The sequence below is a fragment of the Arthrobacter sp. H20 genome (assembly GCF_000520515.1).
Lineage (GTDB): Bacteria > Actinomycetota > Actinomycetes > Actinomycetales > Micrococcaceae > Arthrobacter_D.
Map to the genome: position 1 here is coordinate 32599 of NZ_KI914729.1, position 17287 is coordinate 49885.

The window sequence follows — 17287 nt, forward strand, 5'->3', positions numbered from 1 at the left end:
ATGCTTCTCTCACAGCCGGGACATCTTCTTCCCATGGTGGTCCCCCGTACCAAGGAAAATGGCAGTTATCCCGGTGTACCCTCGAGCGGCCATAGCGGGCAACCATCTGCACAGGGCCCAGTAGGCCACGCCTACCGGGAGGGAGCCCAGCACAGCGATGATCGGGCCGAGCGGGAGCAGGAGCGGGTAGACCAGCCAGTGGGTGAGATAGATGTACAGCGAGGCGGCGGCCAACCAGCCGGTCACGCGCCGTAGGACTGCGGGCACGGGTAGCAACGGGACCCATACGAGCAGAAGGATGCCCGCGGCAACAGTGACATCACGAACGGGATTGTCGAAGTAGCCCGGCACGCTGATGAGCGTGATGATTGAGACGGTCCACCGCTGTACTCGGGTGCGGGCGATTGCCAGAGTCCAGCCCAGGGCAAAGAGCCAGAACACAGGCCCCGGTATCGGCAGGCCGGGGTCGATGATGTCGTAGCGGCTGACCAGCCCCAGCAGTACCAGACCCAGCGCAAAGCCGAAAGGGGCTAGGCGCTCAAGCCGGTCAGCCCAGGGCACAACCATAAGTACTGTCACGGCCACGAGGACGTACACGAGCATCTCCACAAACCAGAAATGCCACTCGGTCGTCACCTCCTGGGGCCCCACCAAGCCGTTGAGCAGGAAGATATTGGCAATGCTGTAGTCATCGGTGAGTAGGTACGCCACGGCGATGAACGCTACCGACGGCAACACGATCCGCGCTAGGCTCCGGAGTTGGCGACGCGCCCGCGGCACCCGCTCCCCGGCGAGCTGGAAGCGTGCAAAGTTATAGCCCGCCACGGCGAAGAGCAGGTGGGCTGTCTGGAGATCAAAGAGCCCGACGTGCCAGGCCACGATGCACACGATCGCCACAGCGCGCAGCACGATCGACGTCTCGAGGAACGACACGAAGCGCCGCCGTCGGGGTTTTCTGAGCCGCTCAAGTTCGCGAACGGGTATGAGGTGCCAGTCGGTCGGAACCTTGCCCAGGATTCGCTCCAACTGCACGGAAACCGCAACATAGGACAGGGAATCCCCGTCGAGGGAGACGAACGTATCGTTATCACCGACGTCGTCCCGGTCCAGCGCATCGGCGAAGATGCCACGGATATGGCCTGGACCCTCGGCGCGGGATACCGGGGCAGCGGACGCTGACGACGGCGGCGCGGTGAGCTGGCGCACCGCTGGGTAATTGATCTTCCCGGAAGCCAGCCGCGGCAGGCTACCGACTACATGCACGTCGACCGCCGCACGGGGCAGCCCCACACCGCTGGCGACAATCTTGCCCAGCATACCGGCGTCGTGCTCACCCTCGACGGCGACCACAAGACCATCGTCGGACCCTGCGGCGGCCGCGGTAACACCAAGATCAGCCAGGATCCGCTCGACCTGCCCAAGGTCCACCCGCAGACCCACGATCTTCACGAACCCGCTACGCCGCCCAATGACCTCGTACAGCCCATTGGAATGTCGGCGGGCGAGATCGCCGGTGCGCAACTCGTGGATCTCCCGGCCCAGCGCCAGATCGGCGGGCTGCTCGGCATAGCCCAGCATGACATTGGGGCCGGTGTAGACGAGCTCTCCGTCCACCAGGCCATCGACCGGGTCGATGCGGAATGTGCCGCCCGGTATCGCAACTCCGATGGTTCCGGGGTGCTCTTCGGCTAGGTCCGGAGGCAGATACGCCATGCGGGCGGTCGCCTCCGTAGCTCCGTACATAACAAAGAGGTCCCAGCTGCGCCGCAGGCCGGCGGCGGCCCAGTAACGCACTTTTTCGGACTTCAGTCGGCCACCGGCCTGAGTGACATAGCGCAGATGGGGCAGGTCCGCCTCCGCGAAGCCCACCCGCTCCAGAAGATCGAAGGTGTAGGGGACAGCCGCGAAGGAGGTTGCCTGGCTCTCCTTGAAAAGTTCCCAGAAGCAGGGGTCAACCACTGAGAGGTCCGTGAGTACTAGCCCGGCCCCGCGGATCAGATGGCTGTTCACCACGGACAGACCGTAACAGTAGTGCAGGGGCAAAGTCGTAGCGGCGCGGTCGTCCGGCTCGATGCCTAGATACTCGGCGATCGCCGCGGCGTTAGCCTTAAGGTTGGCATACGAGAGCCGCACCAGCTTCGGGGAGCCGGTGGATCCCGAGGTGCTGAGCAGCAATGCCAGTTCGGGATGCAGTTCGTGTCGCGAGCCGGGACGGCGTTCCTCAAGGGTCGGCGTTCCCTCACCCGGGTGCAGCACCACATCGGGATCGTAGGTAGCCGTCAAAGATTCGAGCGCTGCGGGCTTGTCCGCCGGTGCCAGCAGGACGGAATGGCCAGCCGATAAGGCGGCCAGGTAACCGACGAGGGAGTCCAACTTATTGCGGGCAGCCAGCAGCACCAAACGACGCTCCTTGCCCAGGCGGGCGGCGACGTCGTCTACGCGCTCGGCGAGCTCGCGGTACGTGAGGACGCCGTCGGCGGTGAAGACAGCGGGTCGTTCACCGTGGCGGGCGAGATCAGCAAAGGCGCTGTGGGCGTCGGATTGCGTGGTCACCGGCGCTACCGTCGTGGAATCGATCAACAATAGGAGCCAACCTAACTTAACTTGAGGGGGTCGGTTGATTTCGTTTCAGGGAGCCGTTCGGGGGTGGCGATGTGATCGCCTGGTCGCCCAGGAGCAGCGTCGGCGTTGTCCCCGCCGCGACGGACACCGCTACCGCCGTTCCCACGGGGTGGCGCACGGTGTGTGGTTGCCAAGAGCGCAAGGTTCGCCCGGAGGCCAGCCGGACATGGTGGAGTACAAACGCGCCTTGATACTCCACCGCGGAGACCCGGGCGGAAGCATCCGGGTCCGGTCGCAGGGACACCTCATGGGGCCTTAGCACGACGTCGACGTCCACGTCGCTGTTCGCCCATCCCGGAACGGTAGAGACAATCCCGATCTCGCACGTCAGCAGGGCGCGGTGCACACGCGCCGGGAGGAAGTCAGCATCGCCCATGAAGGAGGCAACGAAACGGGTTGCGGGCTGCTCGAACACCTTCTCTGGCACATCGGCCTGCTCGATGACACCGTTGCGCATGACGATTACCCGGCTGCCCACCGACAAGGCCTCAGTCTGGTCATGAGTGACTAGCACCCCGGTGGTGCCTGTCTCGCGTAGGGTGGCCACGGTATCCCGGCGCACCTGTGCGCGCAGGGACTCGTCCAGGCTAGAGAACGGCTCGTCAAGGAGTACGACGGCGGGCCGAGGTGCCAGGGCACGGGCCAGAGCAACCCGCTGCTGCTCGCCGCCGGAAAGCTCATGGGGATAGCGGTTGGCAAGGTGAGACAACTGCACGAGGTCGAGCACATCACCGGTCCGCACCCGACGTTCGCTCCGGGTCAACCGGTCGAGGCCGAACTCCACGTTGCGGGCAACCGTCAGGTGTGGGAACAGCGCATGGTCCTGGAATACCAGCCCGACGCGGCGCCGCTCGGGGTCCACGAAGCGGCGCCCGTCAGCCACGACCTCCCCGGCGACCCGGATTATGCCGGCGTCTGGCCGATCCAGGCCCGCGGCCAGTCGCAGCGTAGTCGATTTTCCGCAGCCCGAGGGCCCGATCAGAGTTACCAGTTCGCCGGCCGCGATGGTCAGCTCAAGTGCAACCACGCCCGGGGATCGTCCGTAGTGTTTGGAGACCCCCTCCAGCTGCAGGGCAGCCGGAACCCTGTCGGCGTCGGGGTGGCGCTGGACGCTCGCGGTTCGCGTGGTCATGAGCTGGCACGCCGGCCGGTCTCGGCCCGGTGAGCGTGGCGGACGAGGACGAAGACGGGGAGGACAGCGGCAGCGACGATCACCAGTGCGGGCAGTGAGGCTTTCTCCCAGAAGTTTTCACGGGCGAGCTCGTAAACCCACACAGACGCCGTCGTAAACCCGAAGGGCCGCAAAAGCAGCACGATGGGGAGCTCCTTAACGGCATCGATCGCCACCAGCATCAGGGCCACAGCTACCCCTGGCCGCGCAAGAGGCGCGTGCACGCGGGCGAGGATCCGCCGCGGGGGCGCGCCGAGGCTCAACGCCGCGAACGTGACGGTCGGGGGAATCTTCGCGAAGCTCGCGTCCACGGCCTGGTACGCCGGGGCGAGGAAACGGATCACGTAGGCGTAGAGGATGCCCAGCACCGATCCGGTCACCAACAGTCCTGTGCCGCCGGGAACACCTGCGCGCTCAAGGGCGGTGTCAACAGCGGCGAAAGAGATGAGCACCCCGATGCCCACGACTGCCCCCGGGACTGCGTAGCCGAAGGTTGTCAGCTGCACCGCAGACGCGACGATTCGACCTCCGCTCATGCGCATCCCATGGCCCACAGTCACAGAGAGCACCACACACGCCAATGCGGTGACTGTCGCTACGAAAAGGGTGTTGACAAGATATTCCCCGAAACGGGGATCCGCCAGGAAACCGGGATTTTCGACAGCCTCCTGAACCGCCCAGGCCAACAGTTGCAGTACTGGAATCAGGAAGCCCGCGGCGAGAGCCGCGATGCACAGCGTGGTTGCCGCCCAGCCCCGCGCACCGCGGAGCTGTTCGGGCTGTATGCTTTGGCCCCGTCCGCCGCGCTGGTGGTAGCGGGCACGGCCGCGCAGCGCCCGCTCACTTGCCAGCACGGCCACGGCAAACAGCAGCACCAAAACGGCCAGCTGCGTTGCAGCGTGGAAGTTGAAAGTTCCCTTCCAGATGAGATAAATGCCCACGGAGAGGGTCTGGACGTTGAAGTACTGGACGGTCGCGAAGTCCGTCAAAGTCTCCATCATTACCAAGGACAGGCCTGCGGCCAGTGACGGCCGGGCCAGCGGGAGCAATACCCGGCGCAGTGTACGCCCTCGCCCTGCGCCCAGGGTGCGGGCCGCGTCATATGTGTCGGCCGATTGCTCGATGAGCGCCGCGCGCACCAGTAGATAGACATATGGGTACAGGGAGAGGGACATCACCAGTACGGCTGCCGGCAGGGACCGCACCTGGGGCACCCATACCTCTGATCCCAGCACCGCACGCAGGGCCGACTGTACCGGTCCCGCGACGTCGAAGACGGAGAGGAAGACGAAGCCCAGAATGTACGCTGGGACCGCCAGGGGCATGACGAGCAACCACACTAAGGTGTTGCGCAAAGGGAAGCGGTAAGCGGTCACGAGCCACGCTAACCCGCCGCCCACCAGCAGGGTGCCTGCTGCAACTCCGAGCATCAGAGCCAAGGTGGTGAGCATCATCTCCGGGAGACCCCGCGGAATGACGGCCTCGCCTATGCTGCCAACGCCGTCGAGCACCACGGCCAGGACAGGCGTTGCGACCATCAGTGCTACCAGGATGACGACGGCGGTCCACACTGGACGGTTGGCGCCGACCGTCCGGCGTGTCACTTGTATCCGGCCTCAGCGAGCAGATCAACGGCCTCGGCATTCAGGTCACCGTAGGCCTCCGCGTTCAATGGCATCCGCTTGAATTCACCGAACGCCGCGATTCCCGGCTCCGGCTCCACCGTGGGATTGACCGGATACTCGTGGTTACCATCCACGAAGGGGTTCTGTCCGTCAGTGGCGAGCCACTCGATGAGCCGCTGCGCGTCCCCGGGGTTGTCGGAGCCCTCAACCACACCGGCCCCCGAGATGTTCACGTGTGTCCCCGCGCCGTCTGGGCTGGCCCAGAACAAATCAACCTTGAGATCAGGGTTCTCTTCGAGCGTCCGGGCGAGGTAGTAATGGTTATTGATTCCCACATCACAGGTTCCAGCGTCGATCGCCTCAAGCAACAGAATGTCGTTGCTCATGATCTCCACGTTATTGGCAACCCAGCCCCTGACGATCTCCAGGGTTTTTTCGCGACCGTGCAAGTCAATCAGGCTTGCCACGAGGGACTGGGTATAGGCGGAGGTGGCATCGCGCATGCACAGCCGCCCCTCCCACTTGGAGTCAGCCAGTCCTGCGTAGGTCTCAGTGGTTTCGAACTCGGAGGGATCCACGTTATCCGGGTTGTAGGTGACGGTGCGGGCGCGCATGGCCAATCCGTACCACTGACCCTGCGGGTCGCGGAGGTCCTCGGGCACAGCACCGTCGAGGACCGCGGATTCGAGCTGTGCGAGCTCACCCAGCCGCGCTGCGTTCCAGAGGCTGCCCGCATCCACGGTCATGAAGACATCCGCCGCGGTGTCCACTCCCTCGGCCTTGAGACGTTCAAGGAGTTCAGCATCGTCGCCGCTAATGAACTCCACGGTGATGCCCGTCTCGTCAGTAAACTGCCCGAACGCGCCCTCGAGATCATAATGACGTGCAGAGTAAATCTGGAGGTCGGCGGGCTGTCCACCGATAATTCCGCAACCGGTCAACGCGGCCATCAGGGTTATAAGGCCTGCGCTGGCGGCAATAAAGGGACGGGGGGACATTCGGGGACTCTTCTCAGCACGGGGCGGCACGGGTAACCGCATAATAATTTGGCAAACAAAGTGTAACCTAATTAGACCGAGGCCTGAACAGTTGGTGCCCGGTGATGGGTATGCTGGTCAGTCGGCTTCCTCCGAGTGCACCTAGGCCCAGTAAGCGCACCCCCTGATTTTCGCCAGCGTCACCTGTTTCTCGAACTACTATCCAGCTTTATGGATGCGCACCTGCCCGGGCCGTCTCTATGCCCCGGCTCAGTAATCAATGTCCTGGCAGCGGAAGGAAGGGATCTCGCCGCTGCGGGCATAAGTAGCCAGAAAAAGGTCATGGGCATCGGGCCTAGCGGTATCGGCGTTGTGGTGTGGCTAGTCGGCGGAATAAGTCTGAGGCTGCAAGGACAACGATGATGATTGAGAAGGCGATTAAGGCGAGCATGAGGTAGAGCCCGATGAGTGAGGGTGACCAGAACGGTTCCGACCGGGAGGTGTTCGACCCTCCGCGTCAGGGAGAGGGCAACCCTGCTAGGCGGAGGACTGCTATGAGACCGTCGGGGGTCCCTGGCCAGTGTTGTGTGATGGCATCACTGCCCGCGCGCCTGGTCGCGAATCGCAGAGCAATCACAACGATCAACGCGTCATCGGCATACCCCAGCACCGGGATGAAGTCCGGGATGAGGTCGATCGGCGAGATCAGATAGACCACCAGCACGCCCAGCCAGATCCGGACCCCCATCGGCACGGCACTATCTGAGGCAAGATGTTTCAGCAACCGCACGACGTCCGGGGCGAGACGAAGAAGATCCATGAGCGAGGCACGACCCGGGTGTTTGCGTTGCTCGAGCCAGAGCACAAGAACAAGCACCAGCCAGAAGAGAACCAGCCCGACGACGATGCTGAGTACAACCTGCCACCACTCAGACACTGCTAAGAACCTTCAAGGACTGCGCCAGCATCCGGATAGAGATCGTCATAACCCGATTCTCCCAGCAGATGAACTCAATAGCAGGCCAGGTGGGTCCGGCTTAGGTTGCACGCGACACCACGGATTACCCGAAGTGGGTCCGGCTTGGATTGCCCCGGTGGGTTCGACTTGGGTTGACATAGCCAGCAGATCGAAGCCCTCATGTTCTTAGGGAGCGATGAACAGGCCTTCTGGTGGAGGTGTGCACGGCAGCGGGTCGAGGCGGGGATTGTGGCCTTTCTCGACCGTGCAACCCTTGAAGGGTCCGTCGGTGGAGAGCAGGATCGGCATGTGGTGGTCAGCGTGGTCGCGCCACCATGAGCTCATCCCTGTTGTACCGTCTCGGCGTAGATCCTCCCATGCCCTCCAGAGCGCTTCTAAGCGGCTGATTGCTTCACCGTGTCGCCACCATTCGGGGCACCAGGTGTGGCCTCCCTGCACGTTCAGGGTGCGCCGGTAGTTCAACGCCAAGTACTCCTGCACAAACAGGTCCACCGTGGCGAACACCAACGACGGCGCATCCTCAGCCGACGTCGGAGCCGACTCGTTGGTTTCTGGGGAATCGTCCGGGTCAGTCCCGGCCCAGTCTCCTAGTCCCTCACTCATTGCTCTCAGCGGCCTGAATCCACTTATTCGGGGGAGCCGAGCTGGTGACCACCGTCGCAGGCGTTATCGGTGCTGTACGGTTCGATGGGTCATGGGCGGCGATGGAGGGCGCTGAACGCACTCTCGGCGGACGCTGCGCGGCAGCAGGGGCGGGACAGTCTGCCCATCTTGGACGATCTGGTGCTTTAGGAGTCGCGACCGTCATGGCGCGCACCGGTGACCGACGAGTTCGCCTCGCGGGAGAACCGACTAGCCTCGCGGGAGAACCGACTATAGGGTGGATAAGACCAATAAGTCCCGTTCCAACCGGTCCGACCGGCCGCGGCGGGGCTCCGATGGCCGTGCCGAGGACGTGACAATGCGCAAGTTGCAACACCGTATGGGCATATCAGCTGCAGCACTTCTCTTTCTAACCGGATGCGCCGCGGGGGAAAGCGAAACCGGACCAACCGCCGACCCGCAACCACCCGAAGCGGATGTCACCGAGCCTGCAGCGACAGCAACCCTGAACACCGTCGAGGGTGACGAAGTGGGAACAGTGACGTTTTTCGAAGCCGACGAAGGAACCGAGGTCCGCGTGGACGCGGAAGGTTTAGAGCCGGGCTTCTACGGGTTCCACATTCACGGTACGGGTTTGTGCGAGCCCGATAGCGCCGCACCCGATGATCCGGAGAACACCGGTGCCTTCCTCTCCGCTGGTGGACATCTCGGCGTAGACGAAGCGGACCATGGCGCTCACGCGGGTGACCTGCCTAGCCTGTACGTCACCGAGTCCGGACAAGGGTCTTTGATGGCGTTGACTGATGGGTTCACTCCGAGCGAACTTCTCGCAGCTGAAGACGGTAATGCGGCGATGATTCATGAGGATTCAGACAATTTCGCTAACATTCCCGAACGTTATTCACCTGACGGACCTGATCAAGCCACCTTGGACACGGGTGATGCAGGAGCTCGGCTGGCCTGTGGGGTCGTCGAATAGGGCCGCTGGGTGGCACCCTAACGGGAGGGCTCCCGCTCCATCGCGTCGTCGCGCTCTGCATGGGCGCGGCGGACCCCACCGCCTGGGCCTGAACCTCCGACAAACATACAAACATGACCACTAGTCTCGTGCGTGGGACATTGACTGTGCCCCCGGATCGCCCATGAAAGGACACTAATGACCGCCATCACACTCATTGTTGGAGCAGTTCTCACGCTTGCCGGTGTGGTCGGCTATGTCGCCTCCGACAACGCGAGTTTCACCGCACTCATCCCGAGCGTCGTCGGTGTTCTTCTGCTCGTCTGCGGGCTGGTCGCGAGAAAAGAGAACCTTCGACGGCATGCGATTCACGCTGCCCTCGCAGTGGCGCTGCTCGGTGCGCTCGGCTCGCTGATGAACGTCCTGCGAATCGGTGAACTCTTCGCCGGCACCGCTGAACGCCCGGCCGCCGTAATTTTGAGCACTGTCATGTTCGTAGTTCTGGTGGTCTACCTGGTCCTCGGAATCCGTTCCTTCATCATGGCGCGCCGTGCGCGAGCGGAGCACCCCGACGTCTCCTGAGGTGCCCGCGACTGGCTATTCAGATCGAAGCGATGGCGATAGGACGCCGCACTCAGCTGGCGGACGCCGAAAGTGACAGTCGCGACCGGCGTTGGCGTACCCCGTGCGTGAAAGCCGTCCACTGCAACACCGCAACGAACCGGCGTTCCGAGCTAATTTTTGTAACGCCGACCCGCCTGTCCCTTCCCGAAGTCGACTGCACGGATGTCAAAAGTCGGCTGCACAACCCACCCGTTTGCGCTCGGGCAGATAGCGGCGTCAAACCTGGGACGGTTCACTCAACGCCGCTTCTTCATGTTCTCAGTGTGAGACGAAGAGGCCTTCTGGTGGAGGCGTGCAGGGTAACGGGTCGAGCCGGGGATTATGGCCCTTTTCCGGGGTGCAGCCTTTGAATGGTCCGTCTGTGGAGAGGAGGATCTGCATGTGGTGGTCAGCGTGTTCGCGCCACCATGAACTCATTCCGGTTTTACCGTCGCGGCGTAGATCCTCCCATGCCCTCCAGAGCGCTTCTAAGCGGCTAATTGCTTCTCCGTGTCTCCACCATTCAGGGCACCAGGTGTGTCCTCCCTGCACGTTGAGGGTCCGCCGGTAGTTCAACGCCAAATGTTGCTGCACAAACAGATCCACCGTGGCGAACACCAACGACGGCGTATCCTCGCCCGCCGTCGGAGCCGACTCGTGCGCTTCTAGGGAATCGTCCGGGTCCGTCTCGGCCCAGTCTCCGAGGCCTTCACTCATTGCGCCCCGCTGCCTGAATCCAGTTATTCGGGGGAGCTGAGTCAGCGCCCACCGTTGCAGCCACTAGTGGAGCTGCGCGGTTCGATGGATCATGGGCGGCGATAGAGGCTTTGATCTTCTCAGCGTCCGGCCCAGCCATCCACGGCATGGTTTTGATGAGGACCGGGCGGATACCCGAGGCGAACACGATAGCGCGGCCACGTTCCAGAGACACCAAATCGTCGGGTTCAAGAATTCGCTCTTTCCGGTTCGGATCAACACTGGTGCTGCGCCCGTTCTTGCCCCTGCTGGTGGTGCGCCCCGTGTACTGGTAATCCCCGATGAACTGAGAAAGCTCAGTCATGAACTCGGGTTCAGCGACACCGCCGCCGTAGACCTTGACGTTGGACGCTGACCAGAGTTTGCGCATCCCTTCCTTGCCCCACACGGAGACGCCCTGTGAGTACGACTGCAAAATGGTCATCAAGACGATGCCGCGTGAGCCGTAGTGGCTGTACTGATCGGGGAGGTTATTCCACCGGCAGACGTTCGCCGCCTCATCCAGGACCCCGACCAGAGGCGTAGCGAGCCTGCCACCGGGTGAGAGAACCGCGTAAGCCTCAGCTGCTTCCACCGTCGCAACCGTCAACGCGGTCACCAAGGGTCCGGCACTGCCGGACCCCTCTTTGGACAGGCTGTAGAGCGTGTTTTTCCCGCGCATAAACTCGTACGGATCAAACTCAGGCCGACGTGTTGCCCCGGTCGGATTGACCCACGCGGCTACTGTCCGGTTCGTCAGGCAACTCACGTACCCCAGGGCCGTCCCATAGATGCCGTCGCGCTGCTTGTCGGCATAATTCATGATGCTGGAGAGCCCGTCAGCGTTCATGCTGTACCCGTGATGACGCAGAATTCCTACAGCCTCATCCTCGCTGGGATCTGTCAGCCAGCCGTGGATCTGCGTAATAGGCCGGTTATCCAACGCCGCCGCCAACAACAGATTCGTGAGCAAGTCGGGTCCGTGCTTGTCGAAAAACGGATCTTTCCGCGCCCCCGGTTCACGGGTGCCCGTGGCGAAATGCTCAGCCAGCGCCCCTGCTTTGTTCTCATCAGTGACGGAAGACAGAGGGTTCCACCACCAGGAGGGTTCCTCCCCAGCAACACCCTGAGGATCGAACACCCACACGTCACCGTGTTCAGCTCGCACATCGCGGGTAGCGTCGGCCACGTCGCGCTTATTGGAGGTCACCACCACGGCCCCAGGAGCGGCGACAATCGCCGGAATAGCCCGTGAGGTTGTCTTACCCGTCCGAGGCCCCCAAATATCGACGTGCATATCTTCCCAACTGCCGAAAAGATCCTGCCCGGAGATCACTGCTTTACCAATCGGGACGCCGGGAGAGTCAGAGACGCCGAGGCGCTGCGCACTTTTCAGCGCACCCTTACGGGTCAGCGGCAGCAACGCTTTACCCTTTGCCATGTACTGCGCGGCCCGGTCTACCCGCTTCTTCTTCCCACCCGAGCGGACCACGAGAACAACTATTCCGATAGCCAGGATGAGGACTGCTGCGCCGATACCACCGGCAATGAACGTGGATTCAATCGGCCACGGGATCTCCTGCTTGAAGATGCCCGCTACCAGCTCCACCGGATGAACCGGCGGCGCAGCAATCCCAGCCATCGAAGAACCCCAATGAGCGGACACCCACGCGCCACCTAGCACAGCGGCCAGCAGTCCGAGGATGGAGAAAAGCAAGATGCCCTCAGTGAAGTCTCCGGCACCGCCCTTACGATTTGGTGCACTCATACTTTTCCTCTTCTGTTCCCCTGCAGATCGGGTGCGTCTTAATGGTCGTTGTGTTGGCGTTGGATGTAGTCCGCCATCCCCGGCACGGTGAAGGCTATCTTCCCGTGGTCGGGGGAGTAGATCAGTCCCTTAGCCAAAAGTTGGGCCCGGGCTGCAGCGAGGCTGCTTGGCTTGGTCTCTAGCCGTCGTGCGATCTCGGTGGTCGAGGAGCCTTTGGCCCCGTCATCGGACATGGCGCGAAGGTAGTTTCGTTCACTTTTGGTGGCGCGGTCCCACCGGGAAGGGAAGAACCCGGTATCCAAATGTGCCATGCCGGCGTCGACCGCGAGTTCAGCATCGGTCGCGGTGAAGAGCGGCGCCGGAGCGAGGTCCCAGATTGAGCGCCCGTATTCCTGGAGGAAGTAGGGGTAGCCTTCGGCCGCGTCGACTAGCAAGTCGAGCGCATCGGAGGTATAGGCGGCGTTAAACGTCAGAGCTGGGCGGCTGAGTGCTGCGCTTGCGGCATCGGGGTCAAGTGGACCGATGCGTCGGTAGTCGAACAGGCGTTCGGCGTAGCTACGCGATCCGCTGAGGATAGAGGGAAGGTTAGGGAGGCCGGCGCCGATGATGTAAAAGGGCCATCCCCGCTGTCCGGCGGCGTGTTGGGCAGCGATCAGGGCCGAGAGGAGCCCGTCGTCGAGGTCCTGCATTTCGTCGATGAACATGGCGAAACCCTTGTGTTCGTCCTGCATCGCGAGGGAAATGTCTTCGATCAGCTCCTCAAGGTCGATGGCGATTTGCCCCGTGTCGGCCCGACCGGTTCTGGTGTCGACGCCGAGGCTTGCCCCGGCGACTCCCACACTCATGCTGAAGGAAGCGATACTACCCAGGGCTGCTTTCCAACGCTGTCCCATGGAAGGTTTGTTCAGGCGTCGGGCGGCCGTAATCAGCTCGCGGGCTAAACGTGTCTGAAGAGCGGTTTGACCAGATTCAGCCGTTTTGCCCTCTAAATAGACAGTCACCCACCCAGCTTCTTCACCTGTGGATCGTAGATGGTTCAATAGCACGGTCTTACCGACGCCACGCAGACCGGAAAGCACCATCCCGCGGTTATGCAGACCATGCTCCGCGCGCTGGATCATGATCGAAAAGGTCTCTACCTCAGCGGATCTGCCTTCCATCGCGGGAGGCTTCAAACCGGATCCAGGGGCATACGGGTTCAGAGCGCGATCCATATCTGAAACTATATCAACCAATCGCACAAATACGATATTTTATGATCTATTACGATTACGAGCTATTTGGGGGTTGTTTCCGAATTCACGCTGGATCTCCAGTGACGGTACCCGGATCGGCAGTCGATTTCGTGGCACCGCAACTCGTGATCGTCGATGGTTCCGATTTGGGGAGTTACGCAGAGCGGTCGAAGACGCCCTACGAGCACCGGTGGGAGATTGCCCAAGCCAATGGGTGCCGGCGGCTGTCAGCGCCTGAGACTACCGCCGAATTCAAAAGCATCCTGACGGCTCGCGCGTGGACTCCAGACGGAGCGTCCAACCCAACTCTTCGATCAGGGCGTGGCATGGCTTTATGCGGAGTGGGTTCTATTGCTGGGTGTGAGCGTGTGGGGCCAGGCTCGTCGCTGAGGTCAGGGCGAGCCCGGCGGCCCGTTGTATTAGGTGTTGGCGGGGCGGGTGCCTGCGAAGCTTGGTCGTGGTCTTGATGAATCGCTCACGGTGCTGACAGATTCTCGTTCGAAGAAGTTGAAGAGGTTGCGTTGTGCTCCGGCCCGGGCATCGGGGCCGAATATGGTCTGGGCACTGGAATGCGCTGAGGAGATCGCCGGGCGCTAGCGGTGTTGATCTGAGCGAGATTCCGGCAGGCCAATTCCAGGCAAGAACCGGCGATACGCTGAGGGACTATATTCCAGCTTGCTATCGTTGGGGTCTCCGTAACGCTTTGATTGTGGGAAAGAGCTTGTTGTGCAAAAGGTATCCCTGACCGCGCTCGCGCGGCATCAGCTGGAGATTGCCCGTAACGGTAGTAGCGGGCGCAGTGCCGACACCGTATACGGCGGGCACGAGCATGTCATGCGCCAGACGATCATCGCACTGCGCGCCGGTTCCAGCCTGGGCGAACACGAGAATCCCGGCGAAGCCACCGTGTATGTTCTCAGCGGCCGGGTACGGATGACCGCCGCAGACGAAGCGTGGAACGGATCGCCCGGGGACTTGCTCTTCGTACCGGACTCCCGGCACGCCCTTGAAGCGGTGAAGGATTCCGTCGTGCTGTTGACGGTGGCGAAACATCACTGACACCCTTAGTGAAGCGCACTGTGCGGGCGGTGCTAGCGTGAAGTGAGGAAACCAAGGTTCGGACGTGTCCGTTCGGACCACCTAGAAGGAGTCCGCCCATGCTTTCAGATACCGCGCTTCCCGTCGTCAAAGCAACCTTGCCCGTGGTGGGTGAAAACATCCAAGAGATCGCCCGACGTTTCTACGCCCACATGTTTGAGGCCCGCCCGGATCTGTTGGATGGACTTTTCAACAGGGGAAACCAGGCTGACGGACAACAGCAGCAGGCGCTGGCAGGATCCGTGGCCGCTTTCGCGGGTTGCCTTGTAAACACCCCGGACCAGTTGCCGGACCATCTCCTCTCGCGCATCTCACACAAACACGTTTCCCTGGGATTGAAGGCGGATCAGTACCAGATTGTCCACGAACACCTCATGTGGGCCATCGTCGATGTCCTGGGCGACGCAGTCACCGAGGAAGTGGCCGCGGCATGGGACGAGGTGTACTGGCTGATGGCCAACATGCTCATCAACAAGGAACGCGGGATGTACGAAGCGGTCCGGCTTTCCCCGGAAACGATCTGGCGTACTTGGCGGGTCGCCCAGCGGATCCAGGAAACCGACGATGTTGTTACCTTCATCGTTGAACGCACTGATGATCGCGAGGTAAAGCCCTCGCTGCCCGGACAATACGTCACCATCAAGCTCCAAATGTCCGACGGCGTCTATCAGCCACGGCAGTACAGCCTGACCCGGGCCGACGACGGTCTTCACCGTCAGTTCTCCGTCAAACGGGTCAGGGGTCTCGGCAACCCCGACGGGGAGATGTCGAACCACCTGCACGACAGCGTCCATGTCGGTGATGAAGTTGTTCTGTCCGTACCCTTCGGGGATGTTGTGCTCGAATACACCGACCGGCCGGTCGTTTTCGCCAGCGCCGGGATCGGCATTACTCCCATGGCCGGGATGCTCTCACATTTGGTGCAGTCTGGAGCACAGCGAAAAGTGCTGCTGCTCCATGCTGATAACTCATCCAGTTCCTTCGCCCTGCGCGATCAGGTGACCAACGACATAGGACGTCTTCCCGATGCGTCAATGACCACATGGCTTGTCGAGAAACCGCAATCATCACAACACGCGAACGGCGACCTCGACGGCTTCATGGACGTAAACGCTGTCAACCACCCCGCGGATGCCGAGTACTATCTCTGCGGACCGCTTCCCTTCCTCAAGGCTGTCCGCAGTTCGCTGATTGCGCGGGGGGTTCCCGCCAGAGACATTCAATATGAAGTATTCGGCCCAGATTTATGGCTGGCGGACTTTCAGCAGTGAGGGAACGGGATGCAGCGCACCTACCGGAACCGACATAGCGCTGAACCTTTCCTCCAAGAATCCACCCAAAATAGCTTGAGGTCATTCTTCGAGAAGTAACCAATCCCTGTGGCAGGTCAAGGAGTCAAGCAAACTCGGATCAGTCCCGTCAAACACATGCTTCACATTGAGGGAAAACGCCCGAGGGCGAGGAAGGTTAACCCCTTCTGACTAGGCGTTTTATTGCGCCGATAATCCACGTTATGTCAACTAATAACGTAGCCATCCGCATATATTGCAGATAGCCATGAATCGTGTATCCACTGCCCCGCAGTGATCAAAATGCCTCTGATCTGCGCTTTTCCCCTTCTCGGGTGATTCTCGCGGTGCCCTCCATCGAACTTCGATCTTCATTCATGGCGAGCACAAAAGACCACATCTGACCAGGAGTTTTCTCTTACCGTCTGCACTTTATGCAGATAGTCTGCATTTCATGCAGAGGGTGGTCGTTGAGTAATGGTCGAGAAAAGGGGCGGTCTCTCCTTTCTGCCGTTGCCGGATCGCGGTCCGAACAAAGACGCATTTCTCGCGGAGATCCTGACCGGCTGGAAGCGACAGCAGTACACCAAGAATTTCACAGAAAAGACAATCACTCGCCGGATCAATCGGGTCCTCGACTTCTGCGACGCTACGGGCAAATTTCCCTGGGAGTGGATGCCGACGGACGCGGACGAATACTTCTCCCACCTTGTCAATGTAAGAGGTCTGGTCCAGGAGACGATCCGCGCATACCAGAGCGATGTATCACTGTTCTGTAGCTACGCCACGAGCGATAGCTACCCGTGGAACGAAACCTGCGGGCGCCTCTTTGGGTCCTCGATGTCTCACATCATCACGGACCTCAACAAGGCCCGACACACGCAGGCCGCGACGATGGGGCCCACCAAGCGGGCGTTCGAGCTCGATGAGCTGCAACAGTTCTTTGACTTCGCGGATGACGAGGTTGCCCGCATCATCAGTTCCCACGTCAAGGGCGGCCTGGCCGCCTGGCGGGACGTCACAGCTCTGAAAGTTTGCTACGGGTGGGGTCTGCGGCACGACGAACTTAGAAAGCTCGACATGGTGGACTTCTCCCCCAACGTCAAAGCCCCGTACTTCGGCGACTACGGGCTCCTGAGAGTTCGCAACGGCAAGGCCAACAAAAGGTGCTCCTAAGAAGCAGCGGACGGTTCAGACGCTGGTCGACTGGGCTGCCGAAGCAGTCGCGGAATGGGTGGAATTCGGTCTTTCCCGATATGGCCAGCCCGTGACCCACCTTTTTCCCACGTCGACCGGAGGGCTCGTTGCAGAGGGCGATCTCTACAGCCGGTTCATCGGCTTCGTGAATGCCCTCGGCCTTGACCCCGGGCTCGACATTCACGGCCTCCGCCGGTCTTACGCAACACATATGCAGACCGTCTACGGCTACGACGCGAAGTTCATCTCAATGCAGCTCGGACACGCGCACGAAGCCACTACGACCATTTACACACTCCCCTCTCCTGACTTCGCTGCCAGTGAGATGGAGCGGGTTCTGAGCAAGGATCTTTTGAGAAGCAAGGGCAAGCTCCTGCTTAAACCAGCGAGAAATCAAGGAAGGGCCTCCCGATGAAGCGTCGGATCG

The 17287-nt window shown here is 61.5% G+C and carries 16 protein-coding genes; 7 read left to right on the forward strand and 9 right to left on the reverse strand.

Annotated features, from left to right (window positions below; genetic code table 11):
- Positions 1-9 precede the first annotated feature (9 nt).
- From Y703_RS0109460 to Y703_RS0109485, 6 genes are all read right to left on the reverse strand, one after another.
- Positions 10-2553: an AMP-binding protein gene (locus Y703_RS0109460; protein ID WP_026552497.1), complete on the reverse strand. Its 2544-nt coding sequence runs from the start codon at positions 2551-2553 to the stop codon at positions 10-12.
- Between the two features lie 46 nt (positions 2554-2599).
- The gene (locus Y703_RS0109465) at positions 2600-3754 is read right to left on the reverse strand and encodes an ABC transporter ATP-binding protein (RefSeq protein WP_026552498.1); all 1155 of its coding nucleotides are present in this window, start codon (positions 3752-3754) and stop codon (positions 2600-2602) included.
- Complete coding sequence (locus Y703_RS19140; RefSeq protein ID WP_035764484.1) at positions 3751-5397, reverse strand: ABC transporter permease; 1647 nt, start codon at positions 5395-5397, stop codon at positions 3751-3753. The genes Y703_RS0109465 and Y703_RS19140 overlap by 4 nt, the downstream gene beginning before the upstream one ends.
- Positions 5394-6416 carry an extracellular solute-binding protein gene (locus Y703_RS0109475; RefSeq protein ID WP_026552499.1) on the reverse strand — a complete coding sequence of 341 codons (1023 nt, stop codon included), beginning with the start codon at positions 6414-6416 and terminating at the stop codon, positions 5394-5396. Before Y703_RS0109475 ends, Y703_RS19140 begins: the two co-directional genes overlap by 4 nt.
- A 496-nt stretch (positions 6417-6912) precedes the next feature.
- Entirely contained in the window at positions 6913-7332 is a 420-nt protein-coding gene (locus Y703_RS0109480) for a YkvA family protein (protein WP_026552500.1), read from the reverse strand.
- 207 nt (positions 7333-7539) lie between these two features.
- A complete protein-coding gene (locus tag Y703_RS0109485; protein ID WP_026552501.1) occupies positions 7540-7977 on the reverse strand; it encodes a DUF4913 domain-containing protein in 438 nt (145 codons plus the stop codon).
- A 358-nt stretch (positions 7978-8335) separates the two neighbouring features.
- Here Y703_RS0109485 and Y703_RS0109490 point away from each other — a divergent pair, with 358 nt between their 5' ends.
- Both Y703_RS0109490 and Y703_RS0109495 read left to right on the forward strand, forming a co-directional pair.
- A complete protein-coding gene (locus tag Y703_RS0109490; protein WP_035764508.1) occupies positions 8336-8956 on the forward strand; it encodes a superoxide dismutase family protein in 621 nt (206 codons plus the stop codon).
- Positions 8957-9133: 177 nt separating this feature from the next.
- On the forward strand, positions 9134-9517 hold the full coding sequence (locus Y703_RS0109495; protein ID WP_026552503.1) for a hypothetical protein: 384 nt from the start codon (positions 9134-9136) through the stop codon (positions 9515-9517).
- A 300-nt stretch (positions 9518-9817) separates the two neighbouring features.
- Here the strand turns inward: Y703_RS0109495 and Y703_RS21540 are convergent, their stop codons facing one another.
- Genes Y703_RS21540 through Y703_RS0109510 form a run of 3 tightly spaced genes read right to left on the reverse strand, consistent with a single transcriptional unit; the run spans position 9818 to position 13201 of the window.
- Entirely contained in the window at positions 9818-10255 is a 438-nt protein-coding gene (locus tag Y703_RS21540) for a DUF4913 domain-containing protein (RefSeq protein WP_026552504.1), read from the reverse strand.
- Positions 10248-12041, reverse strand: coding sequence for a type IV secretory system conjugative DNA transfer family protein (locus tag Y703_RS19145; protein ID WP_081743483.1), 1794 nt, complete (start codon positions 12039-12041; stop codon positions 10248-10250). Before Y703_RS19145 ends, Y703_RS21540 begins: the two co-directional genes overlap by 8 nt.
- Before the next feature lie 38 nt (positions 12042-12079).
- Complete coding sequence (locus Y703_RS0109510) at positions 12080-13201, reverse strand: ATP-binding protein (RefSeq protein ID WP_253907995.1); 1122 nt, start codon at positions 13199-13201, stop codon at positions 12080-12082.
- A gap of 95 nt (positions 13202-13296) precedes the next feature.
- Here Y703_RS0109510 and Y703_RS21545 point away from each other — a divergent pair, with 95 nt between their 5' ends.
- The 5 genes from Y703_RS21545 (at position 13297) to Y703_RS23055 (ending at position 17275) form a co-directional block, all read left to right on the forward strand.
- On the forward strand, positions 13297-13743 hold the full coding sequence (locus Y703_RS21545; protein WP_081743484.1) for a DUF4158 domain-containing protein: 447 nt from the start codon (positions 13297-13299) through the stop codon (positions 13741-13743).
- 259 nt (positions 13744-14002) lie between these two features.
- The gene (locus Y703_RS0109515; protein ID WP_026552506.1) at positions 14003-14335 is read left to right on the forward strand and encodes a cupin domain-containing protein; all 333 of its coding nucleotides are present in this window, start codon (positions 14003-14005) and stop codon (positions 14333-14335) included.
- 98 nt (positions 14336-14433) lie between these two features.
- Positions 14434-15645 (forward strand): globin domain-containing protein, encoded by a 1212-nt coding sequence (locus tag Y703_RS0109520; RefSeq protein ID WP_026552507.1) that lies wholly within the window; start codon positions 14434-14436, stop codon positions 15643-15645.
- A 495-nt stretch (positions 15646-16140) separates the two neighbouring features.
- Positions 16141-16839: a site-specific integrase gene (locus Y703_RS23050; RefSeq protein WP_253907996.1), complete on the forward strand. Its 699-nt coding sequence runs from the start codon at positions 16141-16143 to the stop codon at positions 16837-16839.
- 58 nt (positions 16840-16897) lie between these two features.
- The gene (locus Y703_RS23055) at positions 16898-17275 is read left to right on the forward strand and encodes a tyrosine-type recombinase/integrase (RefSeq protein ID WP_253907997.1); all 378 of its coding nucleotides are present in this window, start codon (positions 16898-16900) and stop codon (positions 17273-17275) included.
- Positions 17276-17287: the final 12 nt, after the last annotated feature.

Bases quoted from the DNA above. Each gene is read 5' to 3' on its own strand.
- Y703_RS0109465 (WP_026552498.1), bottom strand. From the start codon at position 3,754: ATGACCACGCGAACCGCGAGCGTCCAGCGCCACCCCGACGCCGACAGG.
- Y703_RS0109475 (WP_026552499.1), bottom strand. From the start codon at position 6,416: ATGTCCCCCCGTCCCTTTATTGCCGCCAGCGCAGGCCTTATAACCCTG.
- Y703_RS0109485 (WP_026552501.1), bottom strand. From the start codon at position 7,977: ATGAGTGAGGGACTAGGAGACTGGGCCGGGACTGACCCGGACGATTCC.
- Y703_RS0109490 (WP_035764508.1), top strand. From the start codon at position 8,336: ATGCGCAAGTTGCAACACCGTATGGGCATATCAGCTGCAGCACTTCTC.
- Y703_RS0109495 (WP_026552503.1), top strand. From the start codon at position 9,134: ATGACCGCCATCACACTCATTGTTGGAGCAGTTCTCACGCTTGCCGGT.
- Y703_RS21540 (WP_026552504.1), bottom strand. From the start codon at position 10,255: ATGAGTGAAGGCCTCGGAGACTGGGCCGAGACGGACCCGGACGATTCC.
- Y703_RS19145 (WP_081743483.1), bottom strand. From the start codon at position 12,041: ATGAGTGCACCAAATCGTAAGGGCGGTGCCGGAGACTTCACTGAGGGC.
- Y703_RS0109510 (WP_253907995.1), bottom strand. From the start codon at position 13,201: ATGGAAGGCAGATCCGCTGAGGTAGAGACCTTTTCGATCATGATCCAG.
- Y703_RS21545 (WP_081743484.1), top strand. From the start codon at position 13,297: ATGATCTATTACGATTACGAGCTATTTGGGGGTTGTTTCCGAATTCAC.
- Y703_RS0109520 (WP_026552507.1), top strand. From the start codon at position 14,434: ATGCTTTCAGATACCGCGCTTCCCGTCGTCAAAGCAACCTTGCCCGTG.
- Y703_RS23050 (WP_253907996.1), top strand. From the start codon at position 16,141: ATGGTCGAGAAAAGGGGCGGTCTCTCCTTTCTGCCGTTGCCGGATCGC.